Source organism: Rhodococcus sp. 05-2255-1e, from assembly GCF_002259025.1.
In the GTDB taxonomy this organism is placed as follows: Bacteria; Actinomycetota; Actinomycetes; order Mycobacteriales; family Mycobacteriaceae; genus Rhodococcoides; species Rhodococcoides fascians.
In genome coordinates this window covers 1-19,706 of record NZ_NOZE01000046.1, presented here as the reverse complement: position 1 = coordinate 19,706, position 19,706 = coordinate 1, and the positions used below count along the sequence as shown (strand labels likewise).

The following is a 19,706-nucleotide window of genomic DNA, read 5'->3' as shown; positions in this document are numbered from 1 at the left end:
ATGACTTTTCTCGCTGGAACCGAGTATGTCATGCATCACGCGCTCAGAACAGGACCTTTCGTCAAATTCTTGTTACGGGTATGGTTCGCCCAGCGGAACGCAGGCACATCCGAAAGGTGACACATATGGTCAGCAAGCCGGTACTGGAAACATCGACGGGCACGGAGTCGGCAGATCGCGTCGCCGATGTGCTCATTGCTTTCGCACAATCCGATCGGGCCCTGGGGGTTTCGGAGATCGCGCGCAGACTCGAACTGAGCAAAGCTGTCGTTCACCGAATCCTGCAATCGCTGGCGTCACGCTCGATCGTGCAGCCGGTCGTGGGAGAGTCGACATACGCCCTCGGTCCTGCGGCTATCGGCCTCGGAACCAAGGCGTGGAGCCAGCTGGACGTCAGGTCCGTCGCTGCCCCGGTCCTGCGTTCCCTGCGCGCTCAAACCCGTGAGACCGCAACTCTGTCGGTCCTCGTCGGACATCGACGCGTGTACCTCGACCAATACGAGAGCCCGCAAGAGGTGAAGATGGTGGTCGAGATCGGGCCCCAGTACGCCTTGCACTCAGGAGCATCGAGCCGCGCGATATTGGCCTTCCTGCCCGAACGCTTTGCGGTGGAAGCCTTCCAAGAGCTGCGGGCACACTCCCCCGATGCCGACGAAAGTCACTTCCACGAAGGACTTCAGGACATCCGAACCAATGGGTACGCTACCTCCACGAACGAGCGGAACACCGGAGCTGCCTCCATTGCGGCACCGTTCTTCGACGGGGCCGCACATGTACTCGGCTCTGTCAGTTCGTCCGGTCCGGCCTTCCGCTACTCGTCCTCGGCGGACGACGAACACATGATTCATGCCCGCCAGGTGGTCGCCGCCGCGACATCGATCACCCAGATCCTGGAAGCTCGTACAAGCCGATGACACTGTCCTCCGCCCGGTCGTTTCTCTATGTTCCTGCGGTCAAGCCCAAGCTGTTCGACAAGGCAGTACGGGGCGCGGCCGACGCCGTCATCATCGACCTCGAAGACGCAGTTCCGTTGCCGTACAAGGAACGAGCTCGCCACGACGTCGCGCAGTGGCTCGACATCACAGAGCCGACCGCCACCGAAGTGTGGGTTCGCGTCACCCCTGAATTCCTCGAGGAGGATCTCGACGCGGTAGGCAGGGTGGGAATCACCGGCATCATGGTTGCAAAATGTTCGGTGGATTCGCTCACCCATGCCGACCGAATTATCTCCGAGAGAGGGCTCCCCGATGTCGAATTGATCGGTCTCGTCGAAACCGCCCACGCACTGCGTGCCTTGCCGGAGATGGCCCGCTGCAACCGAATTCGCACGTTCGGGATAGGCGAGGTCGACCTCTTGGCAGACCTGCGCATCACCCGCTCCGAGGACACGGCGACGGTGATCGACGGAATCCGCACGAGCATCGTGATCGACTGCGCTGCAGCTGGTATCGCAGCCCCGATCGCACCCACCTCGACGGACTTCCGAGACCTCGCCGGCTTCGAGACCACCACCGCACGGTTTGTCGAGATGGGCTTTCGAGCCCGAACAGCACTGCACCCCAGCCAGGTGCCCATCATCAACGCCGCACTCACACCCACCGACGAAGATGTGAACGCCGCTCGGAGGTTGCTCGAGCTGTACGACGCAGCTCACGGAGGACCGACGGTCGACGACTCCGGCCGATTCGTCGACGAAGCCGTGGTTCGTGGAGCTCGGGAAGTCCTGGCTCGCGCGTAATCAGCCGAACTACTGCACCGCCCAGCCGAGAACTGGGCGGTGCAGCGCCTCTACTGGTTCTTCGATACCGTCAGGGGCGCAAGCAGTTCGGTGATGTTCGACAATTCGCCGAGTGCATGGCAACGACCGGCCAACGCACCGAGCTCGGTCTCGCTCAGGAACTGTTGCGCGTTGCTGGTGAACTTGGCCGACACCTCCTCGAACGACAGTGGTCTTTCCGGACCACCGCGAGTCGTCAGGACTTCTTCGACGAGTACGGAACCGTCGGTCATCGTGGCCGTCAGGACCGCCGGGAACTGATGGGGGAAAATGGCGTCGCACCGCGAATCCGGCACGACCGAGACCTTTGCCATCAACTCCCGCCGCTGCGGATCGTTGGCCAACTCGTCGGAGTAGTCCTCGAGAGCGGCACCGAGTCCCCCACCGCCCAGCAGTCCGACGACCACGGCGTACGGGCCGCTGAACTGAGCCATGTAACCGGTCGCAGGAGTGCGCTTGACCTCGATCGGTTCACCGATCGTGCGCAGGTTTGCGGCCGGGACACCCAGCTCCAATGTGCCGATGTCCTCCAACACGATTCCGCGCTTGCGTAGCGCAGCCCCTGCGTCGATGGCGGCATGGGTGAAGTGGTTGGCGGGATACGGTTTGAAGAATATGCCCGGAACCGCCCACTCGGTACCGAGTCCGGCGACTATTTCGTTTGCCCGGCCCGGTTCGTGCAACCAGGCTTGGAAGAACCCGAACCGGCCTTCGAGGACCGTCGGCGGGCCGGTGATCCCGTGCCTGGACAGTCCCGCGGCCGACAGTGCGGAATGCGCGGCCCACCCGCAGTGCATGCGCTTGACGGTTCCGCCGGTGCGGTTGGCTTCGATGATGCCCGATGCCATCGACGCCGCAATGCCCATGGTGTCGACGATCCCGGTCTCGGAAGCACCCCCGATGACGGCAGCCGCTACGGCACCACCCATCGCGCCGCAAATGGAGGTTGCGTGTTGGCCGTGCTCGAAGAACACCGAGTTCTTGGCGTCCGGGTCGAAGCCTGCCATGCCGAGCCGAACGCAGACCTCGAGGCCGATTGCGATGCCGCGCACCAGGGCGCGGCCGTCGGCACCGTGTTCCTGGGCAGCAGCCAAGGCAGCGGGAACCACGCTGGCGCTCGGATGCAGGATAGAGGGCAGATGTGTGTCGTCGAAGTCCAAGGAGTGCGCGAGCACCCCGTTGACGAATGCGGCGAGCATGGGCGGTAGCGCGACGTCGACTCCGATGGCTGTCGCCGTCGCAGTGCCACCCTGTTCGCACGCCCATGCGATGGCGGCGCGGCTGGTATCGAGGTCCGTGGCCGCGACCGCGATTCCGAGGGTATCGAGAACGCGCATACCGACCGAGGCCACCACATCTTCCGGCAGATCCTCGTATCGCGTGTTCACAGCGAACCGCGCCACCTGCTGCGCGAGGGTGAGTTCACTCATGCGGACGTCACCGCCAGAGGGCGAACCGGCGAGCCGGTTGCACCGAAGATGTTCAGCGGCACCAGCAGGAACGTGAACTCGAAGATCTCCTGACGCGACAATTCTTCGAGGTCCAACGCTTCGATGATGTAGATTCCGCTCTCCACCAACAGCACTCGGTGTGCGGGCAGGAGAGCGTGACCTCCGCCGGGGGCGAGTCGTTCGAACGCGATGGTGTCGGCACCAGCCGCGTGCACCTGCAGGGCAGCGAGCCACTGAGCCCCGGCTTCGCTGACCCCCGGCACGCCGGAAGGGCCTCCGACGTAGGGCAGGCCTTCGTCGAAGAGCTGGCCCCAGCCGCTGCGAATCAGCACCACGTCGCCGGTACGGATCTCGACCGACTGTGCAGCGCAAGCAGATTCGAGATCGTCGACCGTGATCTCGTAACCTCCATCGCAGCGACCGACACCGAGAAGCCTGGGGATGTCCAGCAGTACACCGCGCCGGATCATCGGTGCGATGGTGTGCACGCCGTGCTCCACGTACTTTCCACCGAGGCAGGACTGGCCCGCGTCGGCACCGCCGTGCAGTTTCCCGTTGTGACTCACGTGCGCAAGCGCGTCGATGTGGGTTCCGACGTGGGTACCCGTGGTGATCATGTCGTTGGCTGCGCTACCGCCGTCCGACCGTGTCATGTCCCCGTGTCTGCGCGGCAGCGTGTGCCAGAACTGCGGGTGATTGGGCGACTGCGGCATTCCCACCCGCAGCTGCCTCCCGAGATCCACCGTGTGCACGCCCTGCTGGACGGCATCGAGGAGTTGATCGGACATTGATTGTCTCCTTCTACTCGCTGAGCGCGCCGATCACGTCAGCAATGCGTTCGTTTCGCCAAGCGGAACATTGTGGAGCGACCCAGTTCACAGCAAAGCGATGCCGTCAGAGTAACAGACCAGGCATTATCGGTTGCTTCATTGACGATCAGATCTTGTTACTTCTAACATTCAACAATGGACGGTTCACTATCGTTTCGCTCAACGGAACATGAGAACTCCGTCGCGCGGCTCGCCCAGGAAGTCGACACACTTCGGGGCCGGCCCTTGCCGGACGACCTCGCCGAGCGCGCCAAGCTCGTTCTGTTGGACCTACTGGGCGTGACACTGGCCGGGGCGCGCACCACAGAGATGACACGATTACGCGCCCACTGGAACGCCGAACCCGGCTCGACGCACCCGCTCGGCGGACCCCGCGGCACCACGGTCGAATCGGCTGCCGAACTCGACGCGATTGCCTCGTGCTGCCTGGAACTCGACGAAGGAAACAAGTACGCCGCTGGACACCCCGCCGCGCACGTGGTGCCTGCAGCGATCGCCGCAGCGCGACTTGCACCCCAGCAGGTCTCCGGCAACACCTTCCTCACCGCCGTTGTTGCCGGATACGAAGTGGCGGCCAGGTTCGGCTATGCGCTGACGCGGAACAGCGCATGGCACACCCACGGGCATTGGGGTGCGACCGGTGCGGCGACTGCGGCCGCCGTCGTTCACGGATGCGAACGCGATGCCATTGCTGCAGCGATCGATTCGTCCGCGGCGTTGGTACAGGTCGCGCCGTGGGCTGTGGTGCTCGACGGTAACTTTGCACGCAACCTCTGGATCGGCGGTGCGGCGCGGGCCGGTACGAACGCCGCACGACTGGCCAGTGCGGGTGTGGTGGGCAATACCGGTGCGATCGAGCATTCACTGGGCTCGATCATCGGCACGCTGGATCTGGCGAAGCTCACCGAGAATCTCGGTGAGCGATGGCTGACTCTCGAAGGTTATTCCAAGCAGCATGCGAGTTGCTCCTACACACATGCCGCCATCGACACCGTGCAGAGTCTGCGCAGCCATGCCGACTGGTCAGCCGACGACATCGCAAGGGTCGTCGTGCGTACACATTCACTGGCGGAGCCGCTGTTCCAACGCAATCCGAGCACTCGCCTCGGCGCGATGTTCTCGCTACCGTTCGTCGTCGCTGCTGCGTTCTTGTCCGACGCGATCGACGTCGACGCGCTCGATCCGGATGGTCCCACTTTCTCTCGCGCGCAACAATTCAGCGCCCAGGTCGATGTCTCCTCGGCCGGCGAGTTCGATGAACTTCTACCCGAGCGCCGGGCTGCCGAGGTGACGATCGAATTCCGAGATGGAACTGCCATGTCTGCCTCGACCCCGAATCCCGTCGGAGATGTCGACCACTTCCCGATGAGTTACGGCGGGATCAGAGCCAAAATTGCCCGCCTGGTGGGAAAAGAGGATGCAGCAGAGCTCGAAGGCATCGTCGAATCCATCTGCACGACGGATGACGTTGCTGAGGAACTGCGCAGGCTACCTACGACCTAATTTCTCCCGATACGAACTTCGTCCACGAATTCGTCTGCTGCCCATGCCAACCGAGACCTGATCCGGTCTGGCAAGGTGACCGTCAACTGGACGAGGTACTGATCGACGATGTGGTGGACCACGACATACCTAGTCCGAGCGAACAGCGTCCGACCGTCCCAGTCGTACCGACCCGCAATCGAAACGGACGGTAGACCGCAGAACGGGTCACGGTCGTAGCTGACGTCGATCCATTCCGGAAGTGCCCGGGAGTCGCCGAACCCACAAGCCAGCAGGGTCTGCGGATCGAGTGACCGCGTCAACTTTCCGGTCAAGACTGCCGCGTTGGGAACGAACCCGTCGACCGCATCTGCCGGAGAACACAGCACCGCGGTGGCGTGCGGAAACAGATGCGCAGGAACGAGATCCCACCCCGGCAGCGCAGGGAGCTCCAGACCGAACCTTGCGCATTCGTCGAGATGTACGGGCACGAGCTCGACACCACGCTGTTGCAGAACGCCCTGCATCGATTGTTCCCGAGTTGTCACTGGACGTCCCGTCGTCCCGACATCGACGCCGCTCGGTCTGCTTCGATGCGATCGAGGAATCGAGGCGGGCGCAGTAGCTCTCGCGCGTCGTCATGGGCAAGCTGCGCACGGACCCAGGGATTGTCCCGACACCACTGCAGTACGGACAGCAGCGCGTTGGGCTCGACCTTCTTCTCGCACGCCATCAGGACCAGCACCTGATCCGTTCCACCGGCAGGGTCGCGATACACGACTCGGATGGTGGGGTACCAATGTGAATGCGACACCGCAGGATTCGGATGCGTCTGCGGCTGCAGCTCGACGATCCCGTCCCACGGGACAACCGTGATTGCAGTGGTGGCCTTCCATCCGCGGCGCCGATAGATCTCCTCCACGAGGCCATCGGGATGCAGTGAAATTCGGGTCCGGTTGACGACGAGCACACTCAGTGCGAAGAACAGCAGACATATCGGAGCGCCGAAGTGCGACATGACTACGACGCTCAGGTCGTGACGCGTTGTACTTACCCGTGCGTCTCCTCCCCAGTGGATGTAGGACAGGCCGGACACCAACGCGAATGCGAGTATTCCGCTGCGATACAACACAGTCCCCCGCCCTGGCACTGCCACGCCTCGGCCGACTCCGGCGACAGTCACCGGTCGCACGAACAGCGACAGCCGCGCAGACCCGATGCCGGACAACACCACGGCCGCTGTGAGCGGTATCAGCACCGCGAGCACCAGCGGCGACACGAGGAGAGCGGTCTCCCCAGAAAGCGTCCCGAACAGGAGAACCGGAGCCACGATCGTCGCGGCAAGGACTGCAGACGAAACCCCGAGAGCTACCAGCCAACCCAGGTGAACACTGCGCCACGTCCGCACCCACAATGGATACTTCTGCGCTACCAGGCTCTTACGCAGCACGTCCTCGGTCTGGGGCGTGCGATCGTCTCTGATCTCGCTCATTTTCCTGCCGCCTCGAACAACTTCTCCACGCCGTAGCTGACGACTTGGCCCAGTGCGATCCCGGCAGCAGCGCCTGCCACCGTGCCGGGCCCCGGAAAAATGGAACCCGCCATGCCACCCACGGCTCCGAACGCCCAGGTCGTAATTGCTCCCGCGACTATCGGCGTCGCCTCGACGATCACGGCCTCGGCCGGGTTCACCCCCTCGTCGATTTTTCCCGCAATTCCGGGAATCGCACCGGCAACGACTCCGAAGACCCCGAGCCCTCGTCCGATGTTCTTGGCAACGTCGTCGACGGATTCGACACCGGGTATTTCCAGCGCCCGCCTCGTCACGGCGGCCATGCCTCCGACGACCGACGCCGCAATGGTCGACGGCCAGTCCGGCATCCAGGAGAACGACCCGTCCGGGTTCTCGACGAACTTTCCGGTGGGATTGTCGAGGGCGAGCGCCGTCAGCACCTCGGTGGGCTCGGCCAGCTGCTGCGCAGCGTCGAGAGCGACACTCTCGGCCTGGCGCAGAGCACTCTGGATGTCCTCGGTCAATTGATATGCTGCAGAACGCAGTTCGTCGGCTCGACGCGTCTTCTCTTCACCCAGGCTGTCGGGAATCAGCGCGATCATCCCTTCGGGATTCACCACACCGTCGGCCCGTACCGCGAACCCGCTCGTCGTCGCCGCGGACACCTGAGCCCGCACGTGCGCTTGGGCGGCCTCGACGATGTCGGCCGCACCTTCGAATGCGGCTCCGAGCGAGTCGATTTCACTGCAGACGGAGCTCATCCGGGAGCATTCGGCCACCACGCGATCGGCTGCGGCGCGTGCCGCCTCGCCGGTCCACGTCTCGGCCAGTGTGTCCTGCTCTTCCAACACCCCGGTTCGTTGGCCGTTGACGCGCTCGACTATCTCGGCCAGTTCGATCATCGTCTTGCGCATCGACTGCGGCTCCCAGCCGGCGACGTGCGGCACGGTCGGCGTCATTTCGGCTGGTCCATCGCAGCGAGGCGGCGGGCAAGGTCGTCGTCGGTGATCTCGTAGTTCTGCGCGACACCACGGGCGATGTCCGCAACGCATTCGGCTCGGCCTGCCAGAGCGGCAACAGCTCCCGCAGCCGCTGCGGACGCTGCCGCACACGCTGCGCGAAAGTCGGTACCCTGCAGCGCATTCTCGGATGCTCGGAACGGGGCGAGGGTGTCCACCTCGGCGATCGCCTCCCCCGTTCCCGACAGCACATTCGAGAACTGCCGCAGGATCACTGGATCCACATTCACTGTCATGACGCTCCCCCGAGTCGCACCGTATCGACGCCCGGTGAATCGGCGTCATCGGGTTTGACGCAGCGAGCCCGGTATCGGTTCCGTGCCGAAGCTAGGACCGCGACAGTTCCAGTCGCTCACGAAGCGGTGGTGGCACCAGCAGGTCGGGTGAGTCGTAGCCGGTCATGCGGATCCGGTTGACCGGGCCGTCGGTGCACCACTTCATCAATGCCAGAACGGCATTCGGCTCGGCTGCGAGCAAATGGATGCGAATCGCCATCCGGTCCGGTTGATCCAGCCGGTCGCGGGGACGCTCGATATCGAGCCCAGTCGCTCGGACATACAGTACGGGCTCGGTGAACCCACTCCCCCGCTTCTCTGACGTTCGGTACGTCGAGGCCTCGTACTGCTCCACATCGTCCCAGCGCACGAGGATGTCGTGGGTGCGCGGAAAGAAGAACATGCACGACCGTCTGCGTCTGACAAATCCGTCCGCGAACAAGCGCAGTTCGACGCGGCTGCGGAAGCCGAGCGTCGCCACCAGTACAACGATGGCAATTCCAGCAATCGGCATACCGGCCGCGCCGAACACGTCACTCTTCGACAGGGCGACCCCCATTCCTGACACCAAGATGGACGCGACCGTGATCAACCAGAACTTGGCGGTCCGAGGCGGAATGCAGACGCCGCTACCGAGCGCGTGGTCCTCGACGCGCCGAACGAATCGGACGGGGATTCCCCATCGAATCACGTTGTCGTTGATGCCGATCCAAACGCAAGCCATGAGGGCAAGTAGAGCGATCGATCCGATCGTGTGCCCATTGTCGCTTCCCTGCACCTCGAGCCGTCCGCGATAGATCGCAATGGCTACCACCGCGACAATCGCGATGACGGCCTGCCACAGGCGGCCCAACGTGTTCGGCCAGTACGGGACCCAGATAGGTCGTTCTGCGTCGGTGTACTTCGTCTCACTCATGCGTCCCCCACAGTCGGTATCAGGTATTGGACGCACCGGTGGTGCGATCGGTTCCCTGCTGCTCGGTTCGATGAGACGGGGATCCAACGCGTACCGTTGGCGCGGCTAACGACTTAGGAGGGCGATCGCAATGAACGGCCGTCGATTATCGTTCGCTGCCGCGGCCGGACTCGCGGCCGCGATGGGCGTCGGGCGGTTCGTGTTCACGCCGCTGCTACCGATCATGGTCGACGCGGCGGAGGTGACCCCGAGCAGCGGTGCCGTCATCGCAACCGCGAACTATGCCGGCTACCTCGTCGGCGCGATCGTCTTGTCGGTGCGCCCGTCGATCAATACGACGACGTCGTTCAGGCTGTGGACGCTCGTGCTCATCGCAAGCGAATTGGCGATGGCTGCAGTGCATTCCACCGCAACGTTTTCGGCGCTGCGGTTCCTGGCCGGCCTGGCGAGTGCCGCGGTGTTCATCTCCTGCGCGAGCACCGTCACCAAGCACAGAGCCGACGGTGCGTCACCAGGAATCGCGTTCGGCGGCGTCGGTGCAGGTATTGCAGCGTCGGGCATTCTGACGTTGCTCGCCGGACCACATCTGTCGTGGGAGGCGCTGTGGTTGTGCTCGGCGATACTGACTGCGGTGCTCGTCGCCCCGGCGTGGACGCTTCGGGTACACCCCGAGCCTGCAGGGCGGTCCGAGGCGGGCGAGGTGCACGCCGGAACCCGCGCGGTGTGGCGGACATTGCTCGTCGCGTACTTCCTCGAGGGCCTCGGTTACATCGTCGTCGGCACGTTTCTCGTGGCAGCGGTCGGTGGCCACGGCAGCACGTCGGTGGGTCCAGCGGTGTGGATCGTCGTGGGATTGGCTGCGGTGCCGGCGACGGTGCTGTGGCAAGGGGTGGCACGCCGAACCAGCCTGCGCAAAGCTCTGGTAGCAGCGTTCGCATTGCAGACCGTGGCCGCAGTGCTTCCCGCACTGACCGGGAACACCGTTGCCGCCGTATGTTCAGCGTTGTTGTTCGGGGGAACGTTCATGGGCATCACGATGCTGACGATGAGCACAGCGCAAATACTTCCCATCGGCCGTACCGCGGCGACGCTGACGGCGGTCTACGGCGTCGGGCAAGTGGTGGGGCCATTGGTGGTTGCGCCCGCAATCGGCGATTCGTACGCGATCGCCTTCGCCATCGCGACCGGAGTGCTGGTGCTCGGAACCGTGGCTTCTGTGCGGATCCTGCGGATGTCGGCGTAAGGCCACCCCCACATTCGGTTGGGTGCTGACGGGAAAAAGCCCACGTGACGAAGATCGCGTCCGCTGTGACCAGGGCCTTCGCTCTTGACGGTTCACGCGTACCTACCCAGGATGTTTCGTACACCCTCGACGCCGGGAAGGCGTCGAGAATGCGCACAGGGCACATCGACCCCGAGGCGCGCTACTACATCCGAGGAGAAAAACTATGTCCACCACAGTGGCCGATCAACTCGTTCGCGGACTCGTCGACGCCGGAGTCCGGCGCATCTACGGAATCGTCGGCGACAGTCTCAACCCGGTGGTCGACGCGGTGCGTCGGACCGGAGGGTCGGCCAAGGGCGGCATCGACTGGATCCATGTTCGCCACGAGGAAGCTGCGGCGTTCGCGGCATCGGCGGACGCGCAGACCACCGGCACCCTCGCCGTCTGCGCCGGTTCCTGCGGGCCGGGTAACCTGCACCTGATCAACGGGCTGTTCGACGCACACCGTTCCGGCGCACCGGTTCTCGCGATCGCGTCCCACATTCCCAGCAGCGAGATCGGGTCGGGGTACTTCCAGGAGACGCATCCCGATCGACTGTTCGTCGAATGTTCGCTCTACAACGAGTTCGTCTCCACCGCCGAGCAAGCACCGCGCGTCTTCCGCGCTGCGATCAACGCAGCGATCACCGGCGGAGGAGTATCGGTGGTGACGCTCCCCGGTGACATCGCCGAGTTGTCCGCTGCCGGCGCAATGGATCCCATCGCCATTCCGTCGACTCCCGTCGTCACTCCGCCCGCCGCCGACATCCAACAGCTGGCCGACGCCATCAACAATGCCGAGAAGGTCGCGATCTTCGCCGGCTACGGCGTCAAGGGTGCCCATGACGAGGTCGTCGCATTCGCCGACACCATCGGCGCTCCCGTCGGACATTCGTTGCGCGGCAAGGAGTTCATCCAGTACGACAACCCGTACGACGTCGGCATGACCGGCCTGCTCGGCTACGGAGCTGCGCACGCCGGTATCCATGACGCGGATCTGTTGATCCTGCTCGGCACCGACTTTCCGTACCAACAGTTTCTTCCCGAGGATGTCGCGACCGCGCAGATCGACATCGATCCGACCAAGTTGGGCCGCCGTACTTCAGTGAAGTACCCCATCCACGGAGACGTGCGTGCAACTCTGAACGCGTTGGCTCCGTTGGTCACTCGCAAGACCGATCGCCGCTACGCAGAGAAGTGGTTGGACAAGCACAACGATCTGATGGGCAAGACAGTCGGCGCGTACACCCGCAATGCCGAGAAGCTCGTGCCGATCCATCCCGAGTTCGCCGCGTCCGTGCTCGACGATCTGGCCGATGACGATGCCGTGTTCACCACCGACACCGGTATGTGCAACGTGTGGACCGCCCGATACATCAACCCCACCGGCAGAAGAGCTTTCGTCGCGTCGATGCTGCACGGCTCGATGGCCAACGCGCTACCGCACGCCATCGGCGCGCAGTTCGCGCACCCGGGCCGTCAGGTCGTCTCCATCTCGGGTGACGGTGGATTCTCGATGATGCTCTCCGAACTCCTCACCGTGGCGATGTACAAGTTGCCGGTGAAGATCGTCATGTTCGACAACTCGACCCTGGGCATGGTCAAGGCCGAGATGCTCGTCGACGGACTCCCCGACTTCGGCGTAGACGTGCCACAGGTCGACTACACCGGAATCGCCAAGGCTGCGGGCATTCACGCGCAGCGCGTAGACCAGCCGGGTGATATTCGCGGCGCACTCGAAACCGCGTTCGCCACGGACGGGCCTGCCCTGGTGCAACTGATCACCGATCCGCTGGCACTGTCGGTGCCGCCGACCCTCACCGGCGAGCAGCTCAAGGGCTTCGCGCTCGCGATGAGCAAGGTGGTTCTCAACGGCGGTGTAGGAGAAGCAGTTCGGATGGCGAAGTCGAACCTGCGTAACGTTCCGCGTCCCTGATCGAGACCCAGCACCGGTGGTACGGCATGTACCACCGGTGCTGTCGTCTACCGGATCTCGTCCCACAGCTCCCGCTGCGCCGCACGAGGATCCTGCACCGAAGCCGACTCCTCGTCGAATGTCATGACCGTTCGCTCCGACCCGTACGGGGCCCAGCCCGGGTCGCCTGCCGTGACGAAGTCCACCCAGGCGCGGTGAGTCCGGTCGGCGAGTTTCTGCGGAGGGTTCGGCCCGAGGAGCAACCCTCCGGTGCCCTCGGCGAGGTTGTCGAAGACGAACGGGATCTCGATTGCGTGGCAGGCACCCAGCTTGCCCTCGTACGACGGTGACGGCCAGGCGAATTCGTACATATACGTCGCGGAACCCGAACGAGCCTCGGCAATACGGATGACAGGAATTCGGAAGAACCAGTCGGTCATCGCGGCCATCATGACCTCACCTGCGGTGGCGTCGGGTGTGTCGGCGCGGTAGAGCTCGAGCACCCGGTCTGCGTCGGCACCCATGCCCGCCATGGCCATGCGCAGCAGATTCTCGTCGATGTGCCGGAACACGCCGCTGGGTACGAAGAACAGCGCGTGTTCGTCGGAGTTGGATCCGACCATGATCTCGACGTCTGCGGTCGAGCCGGCGGCGATCGCATCGATCGGCCGGGCCGGCACCACGTCCCCGTCGATGTGCGGTTCGTACGCCATGACATTGAGGACCAGCTCGCCCCACAGACGCGGATCGGGTTGCTTGGCAATACGATTCGACAGCGCGGTCTGCGCGGCCGTCAAGTCCACCACCGGCACCGAACCGAAACCGTCGACGGTGGGTTCCACACCGAGGTCCGACGCCAACGCCGCGGTGACCTTCTTCGCGGTCTCCTCCGTCAGCACATGGTGCCCGCCGCCGCTCTGCAGGATGGCGCGGCGGAACAGCCCCTTCGCGCGAGGCATCGACAGCAGCGTGCCCACACTCATCGCGCCCGCCGACTCCCCCGCAACCGTCACCTGGGCGGGGTCGCCGCCGAACGCCGCAATGTTGGCGGCCACCCATTCGAGCGCCGCAACCTGATCCAGCAGACCGCGGTTGGCGGGCGCTCCGTCGATCGCCAGGAATCCGTCGACGCCCAATCGGTAGTTGATGGTGACGCACACGATTCCGTCGCGGGCGAAGGCGGTGCCGTCGTACGTGGGTACCGCGCCGCTGCCGTTGGTGAACGACCCACCGTGAATCCATACCAGTACCGGCAACCCCGCAGCCTCGACGTCGGGCGTCCAGACATTCAAGTTCAGGCAATCGTCTCCGTCGATCGCCACCTCGGACAGAATCTGGTCGATCGGGCTGGGAAATCCGGGTTTGGGAGCCGTCGGGCCGAATTCGGTGGCCTGCCGGACGCCCTCCCACGACTCGGGTTGCTGTGGTGCCTGGAAGCGGTGTGCACCGAAGGGCGGTGCCGCGTACGGGATTCCCTTGAAGGCGCTCACCCCCGCAACTGTGCGACCACTGAGTTTCCCTTGCGCGACCTCTACGACCGGGTTCATCGGTTCCTTTCAATTTCGAACGTGAGAACTCCATAGTGCACTCCCGGCCCACGTCGTCGACCCCGGTTGCGGTTATTCTCGACGGACCGCCCAAACCGGACATCGCGATCCGGAACTCGACCGTTTCGGAAGGCTCCACGATGGCCATCGACTACACCCGCAAGCCCTCTCAGCCCGCCCAGCCCGCCGCGTCGGTGAATCTGAGCAAGGTGACGCTGTCCAAGGCGTCGCCCACCATCAGCTTGACCAAGTCCGGTGAGAAGCAGGGGTCGATGCGGGTGAATCTCAACTGGTCGAGCGGGGCACCTGCCGCGCAACCGAAGAAGAAAGGCTTTCTGGCGAAGCTGGCCGCCGCGTCGTACGGCACCGGAGGGGTGGACCTCGACCTCGGCTGCCTCTACGAGCTGCGCGACGGTTCCAAGGGCGTCGTTCAGGCACTGGGAAACAGCTTCGGTTCGTTGCAGCAGGCGCCGTTCATCGCGCTCGACGGCGACGACCGGTCGGGTTCGGTCAGCGGCGGCGAGAACATGCATATCAATCTCGCCGACCCCGACAAATTCACGCGCATTCTGATCTTCGCGATGATCTACGACGGCGCGCCCAACTGGGCTGCGGTCGACGGCGTGGTGACCCTGTACCCCACCAGCGGTCCACAGGTGGAGGTTCGCCTGGACTCGGCCGAGAACTCGGCACGGATCTGCTCGATCGCGTTGCTGCAGAACACGTCCGCCGGGATCACCGTGACGCGCGAGGTGGAGTACATCCAGGGCAGCCAAGCCGATCTCGACAAGAAGTACGGCTGGGGAATGAAGTGGGCTGCCGGCCGAAAGTGAACTAGGACGCTGGTTTCGGTTGCGGCGGAACCATTTCCAGTCGCACACCGATCAAGCGAACCTCTCGGCTGTGGTCGAGCCGATCCACCAGGGCCACCGCGGCCGACGTGAGAGTCGCTGCATCGAAGGTTGGCGGGCCCGCGATCGGGGCGCTGACGGTATGCGTCTCGAACGGGGCATACCGGATCTTCAATGCCGCGCGGACCGCAGGCCGATTCTCGCTTTCGATGTCTGCGAGCACCTTCGACGTCAAATTCGCGACCTCGTCCCTGATCACGGTCCAGTCGGCGACGTTGGTCTGGAACGTGACTTCCCGACTGTGTGATCGCGCGACCCACGGTTCGGACGTCACCGGAGACAGCTCGATCCCCCGCCCCTTCGTACCGAGCCACGGCCCGATCTTCGGCCCGAACGCCGCGGCAAGGTCTGCGTCGTCCGCATCGGCCAATTCACGGACGGTGGTGATACCGAGTGCAGCAAGCCGGGTGGAGATCTTCTTGCCGATTCCCCACAGCGCATCGGTGCCGCGCTCTCCCATCACCTCGTACCAATTGTCCTGGGTGAGTTGGTAGATACCCTGAGGCTTGTCGAAATCGGTGGCGATCTTCGCTCGAAGCTTGTTGTCCCCGATCCCGACCGAGCAATGCAGCCCGGTCGCATCGAACACCGCGTCGTGCACGGTCCTGGCGAATGTCTTCGGATCGTCGGTCTCGACGCCCAGAAAGGCCTCGTCCCAGCCGATCACCTCCACCACCACCCCGAGGGAACGCAACGTGTCCATCACCGTCGCCGACGCCTCGTCGTATGCCGGCTTGTCGACGGGGAGAAAGACGGCGTCGGGAATCTTCTTCGCTGCGATCCGCAGCGGCAGTCCGGATCCGACGCCCTTCGCCCGCGCCTCGTAGGACGCCGTCGACACCACCCCACGCTCGGTCGGATCTCCCCTGCCGCCGACCACGACGGCTTTGCCCACGAGGTCGGGGTTCCTCAGCACCTCGACCGCTGCGATGAATTGGTCGAGATCGACGTGCAGTACCCAGCGCCGCCGAGTGGCATCGGTCGACGCATGCTCGGTCGTGGTGGTCCCGGTCATGGTCACCAGTGTGCCCGTGGTGTCTCATGGCGCAATGACGAAATCGATATCTCGGACCATCGGCCGGATCGTGCTGGGAGCATTTCTCGTCTTCGCCGGTCTGAGCCATCTGTTCTGGGCACGCAGTACCTTCGCGGCCCAGGTACCGACATGGATGCCCGTCGACACCGACTTCGTCGTCCTGGCTTCGGGCGTCGTCGAGATCGTTCTCGGTCTTGCGCTCCTGTTCTGGACTGCTCGCTCAGCGCTCGTGGGATGGGTGGTGGCCGCCTTCTTCGTCGCCGTCTTCCCAGGAAACATCTCTCAATTCGTCACGCACACCGACGCGTTCGGTCTCGACTCCGATGCCGCACGCGGCATCCGACTGCTGTTCCAACCCCTTCTGATCGTGTGGGCGCTGTGGTGCACCGGTGCCTGGGCGCAGTGGCGCGCCTCGAATAAGGGTCGCAGCCAGCCTCACTGAGCGGAGCTGTGCCCGGCGGGAACGATGCCGTGGTGTAACAGAGCCACGTCGGGATGTGCGCGCGTACGGGATTTCCAGGCATTCGCCCCGTAGGTGTCGTAGATGGGGTTGTCGGGATCGTCCTCGACGCCACGTGAGTGCCGTGCCAGTTCCGGTGGCAGCGTGATGATCGGTACGACGGCATCGAGTGCGGGACTGAGGAAGTACGGCACCGATACCCGGTCGGTACCCGGCCCGGGGGCGATCACCCGATGCCGCGTCGCCCGGAGGTAGCCGCCCGTCGCCACTTCCAACAGCTCACCGATGTTGACGATGAATGCGCCCTCCAGCGGCGGCACATCGACCCAGCTATCCGCGGTCGTCTCCACCTGCAAACCGGCCGAGTCGGGTTCGACCAGGAGCAGCGTCAACACCCCAGAATCCTTGTGCGCACCCACACCCTGTGAGTGATCCGGCGTCCCCGGGTAGCGCACGACTTTCATCAACGTTGCCGGCGCCGTGCCGAACGCGTCGTCGAACACGTGGTCGTCCGCGCCGAGAGAGGCCGCCCAATGTCTGAGCAGCGCGAGTCCGATCTGCGACACCGACTGCTCCCACTGCTCGAACGTCTCGCGGAAGCCCTCGGGTTCGGACGGCCACAGGTTCGGTCCTTGCAGATTCCAGTAGCCCTGCGCATGCTCGATCGCCGGCCGCTCGGGACCGATGTCGATCTGCTCGCGCCAATCGACCCGACCGTTGGTCAGCTCGCCGCCCACTCGCGAATAGCCGCGAAAGTGTGGGCTCTTCAGTTGACTGATCTCGTCCTTGACGGCGTCGGGCACCGCGAAGAATGCCCGCGCCGAACGCAACACGTCGGCCATCCGGTCGGTGCCGATGCCGTGTCCGACGAGGTAGAAGAACCCCGAGTCGTGGGCTGCCTCGCGCAGAGCCCGTCGGAAGGTCTGTGGGTCGTGTTCGGACGACTCGAGATCGAGCACAGGGAGCATGACCCGATTGTCCTCCGCACCTGACGCGTCGGCCAGCACTGTTGAGATTCGATGAATCCCCGTGCCTGGATGCCAGACTGGACGCCATGAGCCCGGAAGCACTCGACATCACCGTCGTCGGTCACGGCGAGGTGACATACCCACCCGAACAATGCACGTTGTCCCTGACGGTGCGTACCGACGGCCGCAGCGCCGAGTCCGCGTCGGAGCCCGCGGGGCAACTCGTACGTGAGCTCACTCGCCTCATCGAACCCCTTTACAACAGTGAACACGGGCCGATCGATCGATGGACCATCGATCAGGTTCGGCGTTCCCGTCACCGTCCGTTCAATCAGGACGGCGAACAACTTCCGTACGTCTATCAGGCCGAGGCGTCCGTCGAAGTGAAGTTCAGCCAACTCGACCTGGTGGATGCCTTCGTGTACGCGGCATCCGCTCTCGACGGGGTCTCGATCGACCACTTCGATTGGGACCTCACCGAACCGAGCAGGAAAGCCCACACCCATGAGGTCCGCGAACGTGCAGTGCAGGATGCTGTGTCCAAGGCAGAGGCCTACGCGTCGAGCCTGGGAAGGGTGAATGTGACGGCCGTGGCCGTTGCCGATCCCGGACTGCTGACGGGGTCTGCCGAACGCGGCGTCACCGAGCCGTCCCACCGCATGCTTGCCGCACAATCCGGGCCCGCCGCGTTCGCCCTGAAGCCCGAGAACATCACGATCTCCGCCAGCGTGCACGCCAGATTCACCGCCTCCTGACGTGGCGCGCCTACCCTCGAGTACATGAACCGCGACGATGCCCGACGCCTCTGGCCCCGGCCACCGCTGTTGCCTCGTCCGATTCTGATGGACCAGCGGTGGGAACGACTCGTTTTCCTGCACTGGCGAGTACCGAGTTCGGTCGTCGCGCCGCTGTTACCGGACGGGTGCGTACCGGACGAGTTCGACGGTTCGTCGTGGGTCGGTCTCATCGGGTTCCACATGGTCGGTGCCGGTCTCGGATATCGGCACCCGGTGCCGTACTTCGGGACCTTCGGCGAGATCAATGTGCGGCTGTACTCGAGCGACGCAGAAGGTCGACGCGGTGTCGTCTTTCGCTCCCTCGAGGCGACCCGACTCGCAGTCGTCGTGGGCACCAATGCCGCACGTATCCCCTACCGGTGGGCATCGATCGATATCGACGACGACCAGCGGACAATTTCCTACCGAAGCCGACGGCTGGCACCGCCGAAGCGCGGTGCGACGACGGACTTCGGCATCGTGCGGGGCACACGCGACATGTCCGACGACCCGCTGGCGGTCTTCCTCACCGCGCGGTGGGGACTGCACACCGCGCTGGGCGGACGCCTGCTGTACGTGCCGAACGTGCATCGACATTGGGCCCTGGTCGACGCGGAACTGACCCACTGCTCGGATCAATTGGTTGCCGCTGCGGGTCTTCCGGGGGTCAGTACTCGACCACCCGACTCGGTGCTGTACTCGGACGGTGTCGCAACTCAGTTCGGCAAGCCCTATGTGGTGCGTGGTCGGTAGAAGATGACGTGCCCCGACGACAACTCGACGACCCAGTCTCCGCCCGCGTCGGAACTGGCAGTAACGCTCTCCCGAAGCACCAAGTAACCCGCGTCGAGCGGTAGATCGAAATTCAGGCAGGTTCCGTCGGAGAATTCTACGGAGGCATCGTCGCCGATAGATATACGAACGACGGTCGCACCGATCGAGGGCAGACCCTCCCGAGTGGATACTTCGTCGCTTCGGTGCGGCGGTGCCGGCCACGATTCGACGCTGCCCTCGGCACCACACAGCACGGTCGACCCGTCGGCCGCACAGAATTCCCACGACTCGACCTCCGGTCGTGGATGGGCCACAACTCGCGTCCGTCCGTCGAATGTCAGACGGAGAACACCGGATTCGTCGAACTCGGCGTCATCGCAGACTAGACCGAGTAACACGGCGAACGCCCTGAGTCCCTCGAATTGATTGTCTTCGTCGACCACAAGATCATCGACGACGACTTCACTGAACGCGACAGTGGCACCGCTGTCGAATTCGATGGTCAGGTCGAAATCGAGCAGAACCTTGTGGACGCGCTGGCCGTCGACGGGAAGTTTCATCGAACACGACTGTGCCACACGAATCCAGCGCGGTACACAGTGCGGACGCGTTCTTTCGATTGTGTTGTGTGGGTAGTGGGTTCGAATGCAAAATGCCCCTGACCACGGGTGGTCAGGGGCATTTTGGGATGTTGTGTTCGGCGGTGTCCTACTCTCCCACACCCTGTCGAGTGCAGTACCATCGGCGCTGGAGGGCTTAGCTTCCGGGTTCGGAATGGGACCGGGCGTTTCC

At 64.1% G+C, this 19,706-nt stretch carries 20 protein-coding genes and 1 rRNA gene; 9 read left to right on the top strand and 12 right to left on the bottom strand.

Annotation, left to right across the window (positions count from 1 at the left end):
* The first annotated feature begins 125 nt into the window (after positions 1-125).
* Positions 126-914 carry an IclR family transcriptional regulator gene (locus CH262_RS25275; RefSeq protein ID WP_094718726.1) on the top strand — a complete coding sequence of 263 codons (789 nt, stop codon included), beginning with the start codon at positions 126-128 and terminating at the stop codon, positions 912-914.
* The gene (locus CH262_RS25270) at positions 911-1,738 is read left to right on the top strand and encodes an HpcH/HpaI aldolase/citrate lyase family protein (protein ID WP_094718725.1); all 828 of its coding nucleotides are present in this window, start codon (positions 911-913) and stop codon (positions 1,736-1,738) included. The genes CH262_RS25275 and CH262_RS25270 overlap by 4 nt, the downstream gene beginning before the upstream one ends.
* A 50-nt stretch (positions 1,739-1,788) precedes the next feature.
* On the opposite strand, the gene CH262_RS25265 is transcribed toward CH262_RS25270, so the two are convergent.
* Together CH262_RS25265 and CH262_RS25260 are read right to left on the bottom strand one after the other, a co-directional pair.
* A complete protein-coding gene (locus CH262_RS25265) occupies positions 1,789-3,207 on the bottom strand; it encodes an MmgE/PrpD family protein (RefSeq protein WP_094718724.1) in 1,419 nt (472 codons plus the stop codon).
* Complete coding sequence (locus CH262_RS25260; protein WP_032369053.1) at positions 3,204-4,016, bottom strand: cyclase family protein; 813 nt, start codon at positions 4,014-4,016, stop codon at positions 3,204-3,206. Before CH262_RS25260 ends, CH262_RS25265 begins: the two co-directional genes overlap by 4 nt.
* Before the next feature lie 177 nt (positions 4,017-4,193).
* On the opposite strand from CH262_RS25260, the gene CH262_RS25255 reads away from it, so the two are divergent.
* Entirely contained in the window at positions 4,194-5,561 is a 1,368-nt protein-coding gene (locus tag CH262_RS25255; RefSeq protein WP_052056400.1) for an MmgE/PrpD family protein, read from the top strand.
* Here the strand turns inward: CH262_RS25255 and CH262_RS25250 are convergent.
* The 5 genes from CH262_RS25250 to CH262_RS25230 all read right to left on the bottom strand — a co-directional run bounded on the left by CH262_RS25250 (position 5,558) and on the right by CH262_RS25230 (position 9,263).
* Positions 5,558-6,067, bottom strand: a complete 510-nt coding sequence (locus CH262_RS25250; RefSeq protein WP_143547172.1) for an LpqN/LpqT family lipoprotein — start codon at positions 6,065-6,067, stop codon at positions 5,558-5,560. The two genes, CH262_RS25255 and CH262_RS25250, sit on opposite strands and share 4 nt — an antisense overlap.
* A gap of 17 nt (positions 6,068-6,084) precedes the next feature.
* Positions 6,085-7,032 carry a hypothetical protein gene (locus CH262_RS25245; protein ID WP_032384776.1) on the bottom strand — a complete coding sequence of 316 codons (948 nt, stop codon included), beginning with the start codon at positions 7,030-7,032 and terminating at the stop codon, positions 6,085-6,087.
* Positions 7,029-8,012, bottom strand: a complete 984-nt coding sequence (locus CH262_RS25240) for a hypothetical protein (RefSeq protein WP_032384775.1) — start codon at positions 8,010-8,012, stop codon at positions 7,029-7,031. The genes CH262_RS25245 and CH262_RS25240 overlap by 4 nt, the downstream gene beginning before the upstream one ends.
* Positions 8,009-8,308: a type VII secretion target gene (locus CH262_RS25235; RefSeq protein ID WP_032384774.1), complete on the bottom strand. Its 300-nt coding sequence runs from the start codon at positions 8,306-8,308 to the stop codon at positions 8,009-8,011. The genes CH262_RS25240 and CH262_RS25235 overlap by 4 nt, the downstream gene beginning before the upstream one ends.
* Positions 8,309-8,399: 91 nt before the next feature.
* Positions 8,400-9,263 (bottom strand): hypothetical protein, encoded by an 864-nt coding sequence (locus CH262_RS25230; RefSeq protein WP_032384773.1) that lies wholly within the window; start codon positions 9,261-9,263, stop codon positions 8,400-8,402.
* Between the two features lie 130 nt (positions 9,264-9,393).
* On the opposite strand from CH262_RS25230, the gene CH262_RS25225 reads away from it, so the two are divergent.
* Positions 9,394-10,506: a YbfB/YjiJ family MFS transporter gene (locus tag CH262_RS25225; RefSeq protein ID WP_032384772.1), complete on the top strand. Its 1,113-nt coding sequence runs from the start codon at positions 9,394-9,396 to the stop codon at positions 10,504-10,506.
* A 205-nt stretch (positions 10,507-10,711) separates the two neighbouring features.
* Positions 10,712-12,463, top strand: coding sequence for a pyruvate dehydrogenase (locus CH262_RS25220; RefSeq protein WP_032384069.1), 1,752 nt, complete (start codon positions 10,712-10,714; stop codon positions 12,461-12,463).
* Positions 12,464-12,510: 47 nt separating this feature from the next.
* Here the strand turns inward: CH262_RS25220 and CH262_RS25215 are convergent, their stop codons facing one another.
* The gene (locus tag CH262_RS25215) at positions 12,511-13,989 is read right to left on the bottom strand and encodes a carboxylesterase/lipase family protein (RefSeq protein ID WP_032384771.1); all 1,479 of its coding nucleotides are present in this window, start codon (positions 13,987-13,989) and stop codon (positions 12,511-12,513) included.
* Between the two features lie 140 nt (positions 13,990-14,129).
* On the opposite strand from CH262_RS25215, the gene CH262_RS25210 reads away from it, so the two are divergent.
* On the top strand, positions 14,130-14,822 hold the full coding sequence (locus tag CH262_RS25210; protein ID WP_032384924.1) for a TerD family protein: 693 nt from the start codon (positions 14,130-14,132) through the stop codon (positions 14,820-14,822).
* Between the two features lies 1 nt (position 14,823).
* Here the strand turns inward: CH262_RS25210 and CH262_RS25205 are convergent, their stop codons facing one another.
* Complete coding sequence (locus CH262_RS25205; protein ID WP_032384923.1) at positions 14,824-15,915, bottom strand: DNA polymerase IV; 1,092 nt, start codon at positions 15,913-15,915, stop codon at positions 14,824-14,826.
* A 34-nt stretch (positions 15,916-15,949) separates the two neighbouring features.
* On the opposite strand from CH262_RS25205, the gene CH262_RS25200 reads away from it, so the two are divergent.
* On the top strand, positions 15,950-16,378 hold the full coding sequence (locus tag CH262_RS25200; protein ID WP_032384922.1) for a DoxX family protein: 429 nt from the start codon (positions 15,950-15,952) through the stop codon (positions 16,376-16,378).
* Here CH262_RS25200 and CH262_RS25195 read toward each other — a convergent pair.
* A complete protein-coding gene (locus tag CH262_RS25195) occupies positions 16,372-17,364 on the bottom strand; it encodes an isopenicillin N synthase family dioxygenase (RefSeq protein WP_032384921.1) in 993 nt (330 codons plus the stop codon). The genes CH262_RS25200 and CH262_RS25195 overlap by 7 nt on opposite strands.
* 86 nt (positions 17,365-17,450) lie before the next feature.
* Between CH262_RS25195 and CH262_RS25190 the strand changes: the two genes are divergently transcribed.
* Together CH262_RS25190 and CH262_RS25185 are read left to right on the top strand one after the other, a co-directional pair.
* Positions 17,451-18,119: an SIMPL domain-containing protein gene (locus CH262_RS25190; protein WP_032384770.1), complete on the top strand. Its 669-nt coding sequence runs from the start codon at positions 17,451-17,453 to the stop codon at positions 18,117-18,119.
* A 24-nt stretch (positions 18,120-18,143) separates the two neighbouring features.
* A complete protein-coding gene (locus CH262_RS25185) occupies positions 18,144-18,893 on the top strand; it encodes a YqjF family protein (protein WP_230591010.1) in 750 nt (249 codons plus the stop codon).
* Here CH262_RS25185 and CH262_RS25180 read toward each other — a convergent pair.
* The gene (locus tag CH262_RS25180) at positions 18,872-19,474 is read right to left on the bottom strand and encodes a DUF6188 family protein (RefSeq protein ID WP_052056393.1); all 603 of its coding nucleotides are present in this window, start codon (positions 19,472-19,474) and stop codon (positions 18,872-18,874) included. The two genes, CH262_RS25185 and CH262_RS25180, sit on opposite strands and share 22 nt — an antisense overlap.
* Positions 19,475-19,609: 135 nt before the next feature.
* Positions 19,610-19,706 (bottom strand): 5S ribosomal RNA (gene rrf / locus CH262_RS25175); the annotation flags it as partial.

Excerpts from the sequence above, each read along its gene's own strand:
- CH262_RS25210 (WP_032384924.1), top strand. The coding sequence starts at position 14,130 with ATGGCCATCGACTACACCCGCAAGCCCTCTCAGCCCGCCCAGCCCGCC.
- CH262_RS25200 (WP_032384922.1), top strand. The coding sequence starts at position 15,950 with ATGACGAAATCGATATCTCGGACCATCGGCCGGATCGTGCTGGGAGCA.
- CH262_RS25215 (WP_032384771.1), bottom strand. The coding sequence starts at position 13,989 with ATGAACCCGGTCGTAGAGGTCGCGCAAGGGAAACTCAGTGGTCGCACA.
- CH262_RS25270 (WP_094718725.1), top strand. The coding sequence starts at position 911 with ATGACACTGTCCTCCGCCCGGTCGTTTCTCTATGTTCCTGCGGTCAAG.
- CH262_RS25245 (WP_032384776.1), bottom strand. The coding sequence starts at position 7,032 with ATGAGCGAGATCAGAGACGATCGCACGCCCCAGACCGAGGACGTGCTG.
- CH262_RS25275 (WP_094718726.1), top strand. The coding sequence starts at position 126 with ATGGTCAGCAAGCCGGTACTGGAAACATCGACGGGCACGGAGTCGGCA.
- CH262_RS25240 (WP_032384775.1), bottom strand. The coding sequence starts at position 8,012 with ATGACGCCGACCGTGCCGCACGTCGCCGGCTGGGAGCCGCAGTCGATG.
- CH262_RS25205 (WP_032384923.1), bottom strand. The coding sequence starts at position 15,915 with ATGACCGGGACCACCACGACCGAGCATGCGTCGACCGATGCCACTCGG.
- CH262_RS25195 (WP_032384921.1), bottom strand. The coding sequence starts at position 17,364 with ATGCTCCCTGTGCTCGATCTCGAGTCGTCCGAACACGACCCACAGACC.
- CH262_RS25265 (WP_094718724.1), bottom strand. The coding sequence starts at position 3,207 with ATGAGTGAACTCACCCTCGCGCAGCAGGTGGCGCGGTTCGCTGTGAAC.
- CH262_RS25185 (WP_230591010.1), top strand. The coding sequence starts at position 18,144 with ATGAACCGCGACGATGCCCGACGCCTCTGGCCCCGGCCACCGCTGTTG.
- CH262_RS25180 (WP_052056393.1), bottom strand. The coding sequence starts at position 19,474 with ATGAAACTTCCCGTCGACGGCCAGCGCGTCCACAAGGTTCTGCTCGAT.
- CH262_RS25255 (WP_052056400.1), top strand. The coding sequence starts at position 4,194 with ATGGACGGTTCACTATCGTTTCGCTCAACGGAACATGAGAACTCCGTC.
- CH262_RS25250 (WP_143547172.1), bottom strand. The coding sequence starts at position 6,067 with ATGCAGGGCGTTCTGCAACAGCGTGGTGTCGAGCTCGTGCCCGTACAT.
- CH262_RS25220 (WP_032384069.1), top strand. The coding sequence starts at position 10,712 with ATGTCCACCACAGTGGCCGATCAACTCGTTCGCGGACTCGTCGACGCC.
- CH262_RS25230 (WP_032384773.1), bottom strand. The coding sequence starts at position 9,263 with ATGAGTGAGACGAAGTACACCGACGCAGAACGACCTATCTGGGTCCCG.
- CH262_RS25260 (WP_032369053.1), bottom strand. The coding sequence starts at position 4,016 with ATGTCCGATCAACTCCTCGATGCCGTCCAGCAGGGCGTGCACACGGTG.
- CH262_RS25235 (WP_032384774.1), bottom strand. The coding sequence starts at position 8,308 with ATGACAGTGAATGTGGATCCAGTGATCCTGCGGCAGTTCTCGAATGTG.
- CH262_RS25225 (WP_032384772.1), top strand. The coding sequence starts at position 9,394 with ATGAACGGCCGTCGATTATCGTTCGCTGCCGCGGCCGGACTCGCGGCC.
- CH262_RS25190 (WP_032384770.1), top strand. The coding sequence starts at position 17,451 with ATGAGCCCGGAAGCACTCGACATCACCGTCGTCGGTCACGGCGAGGTG.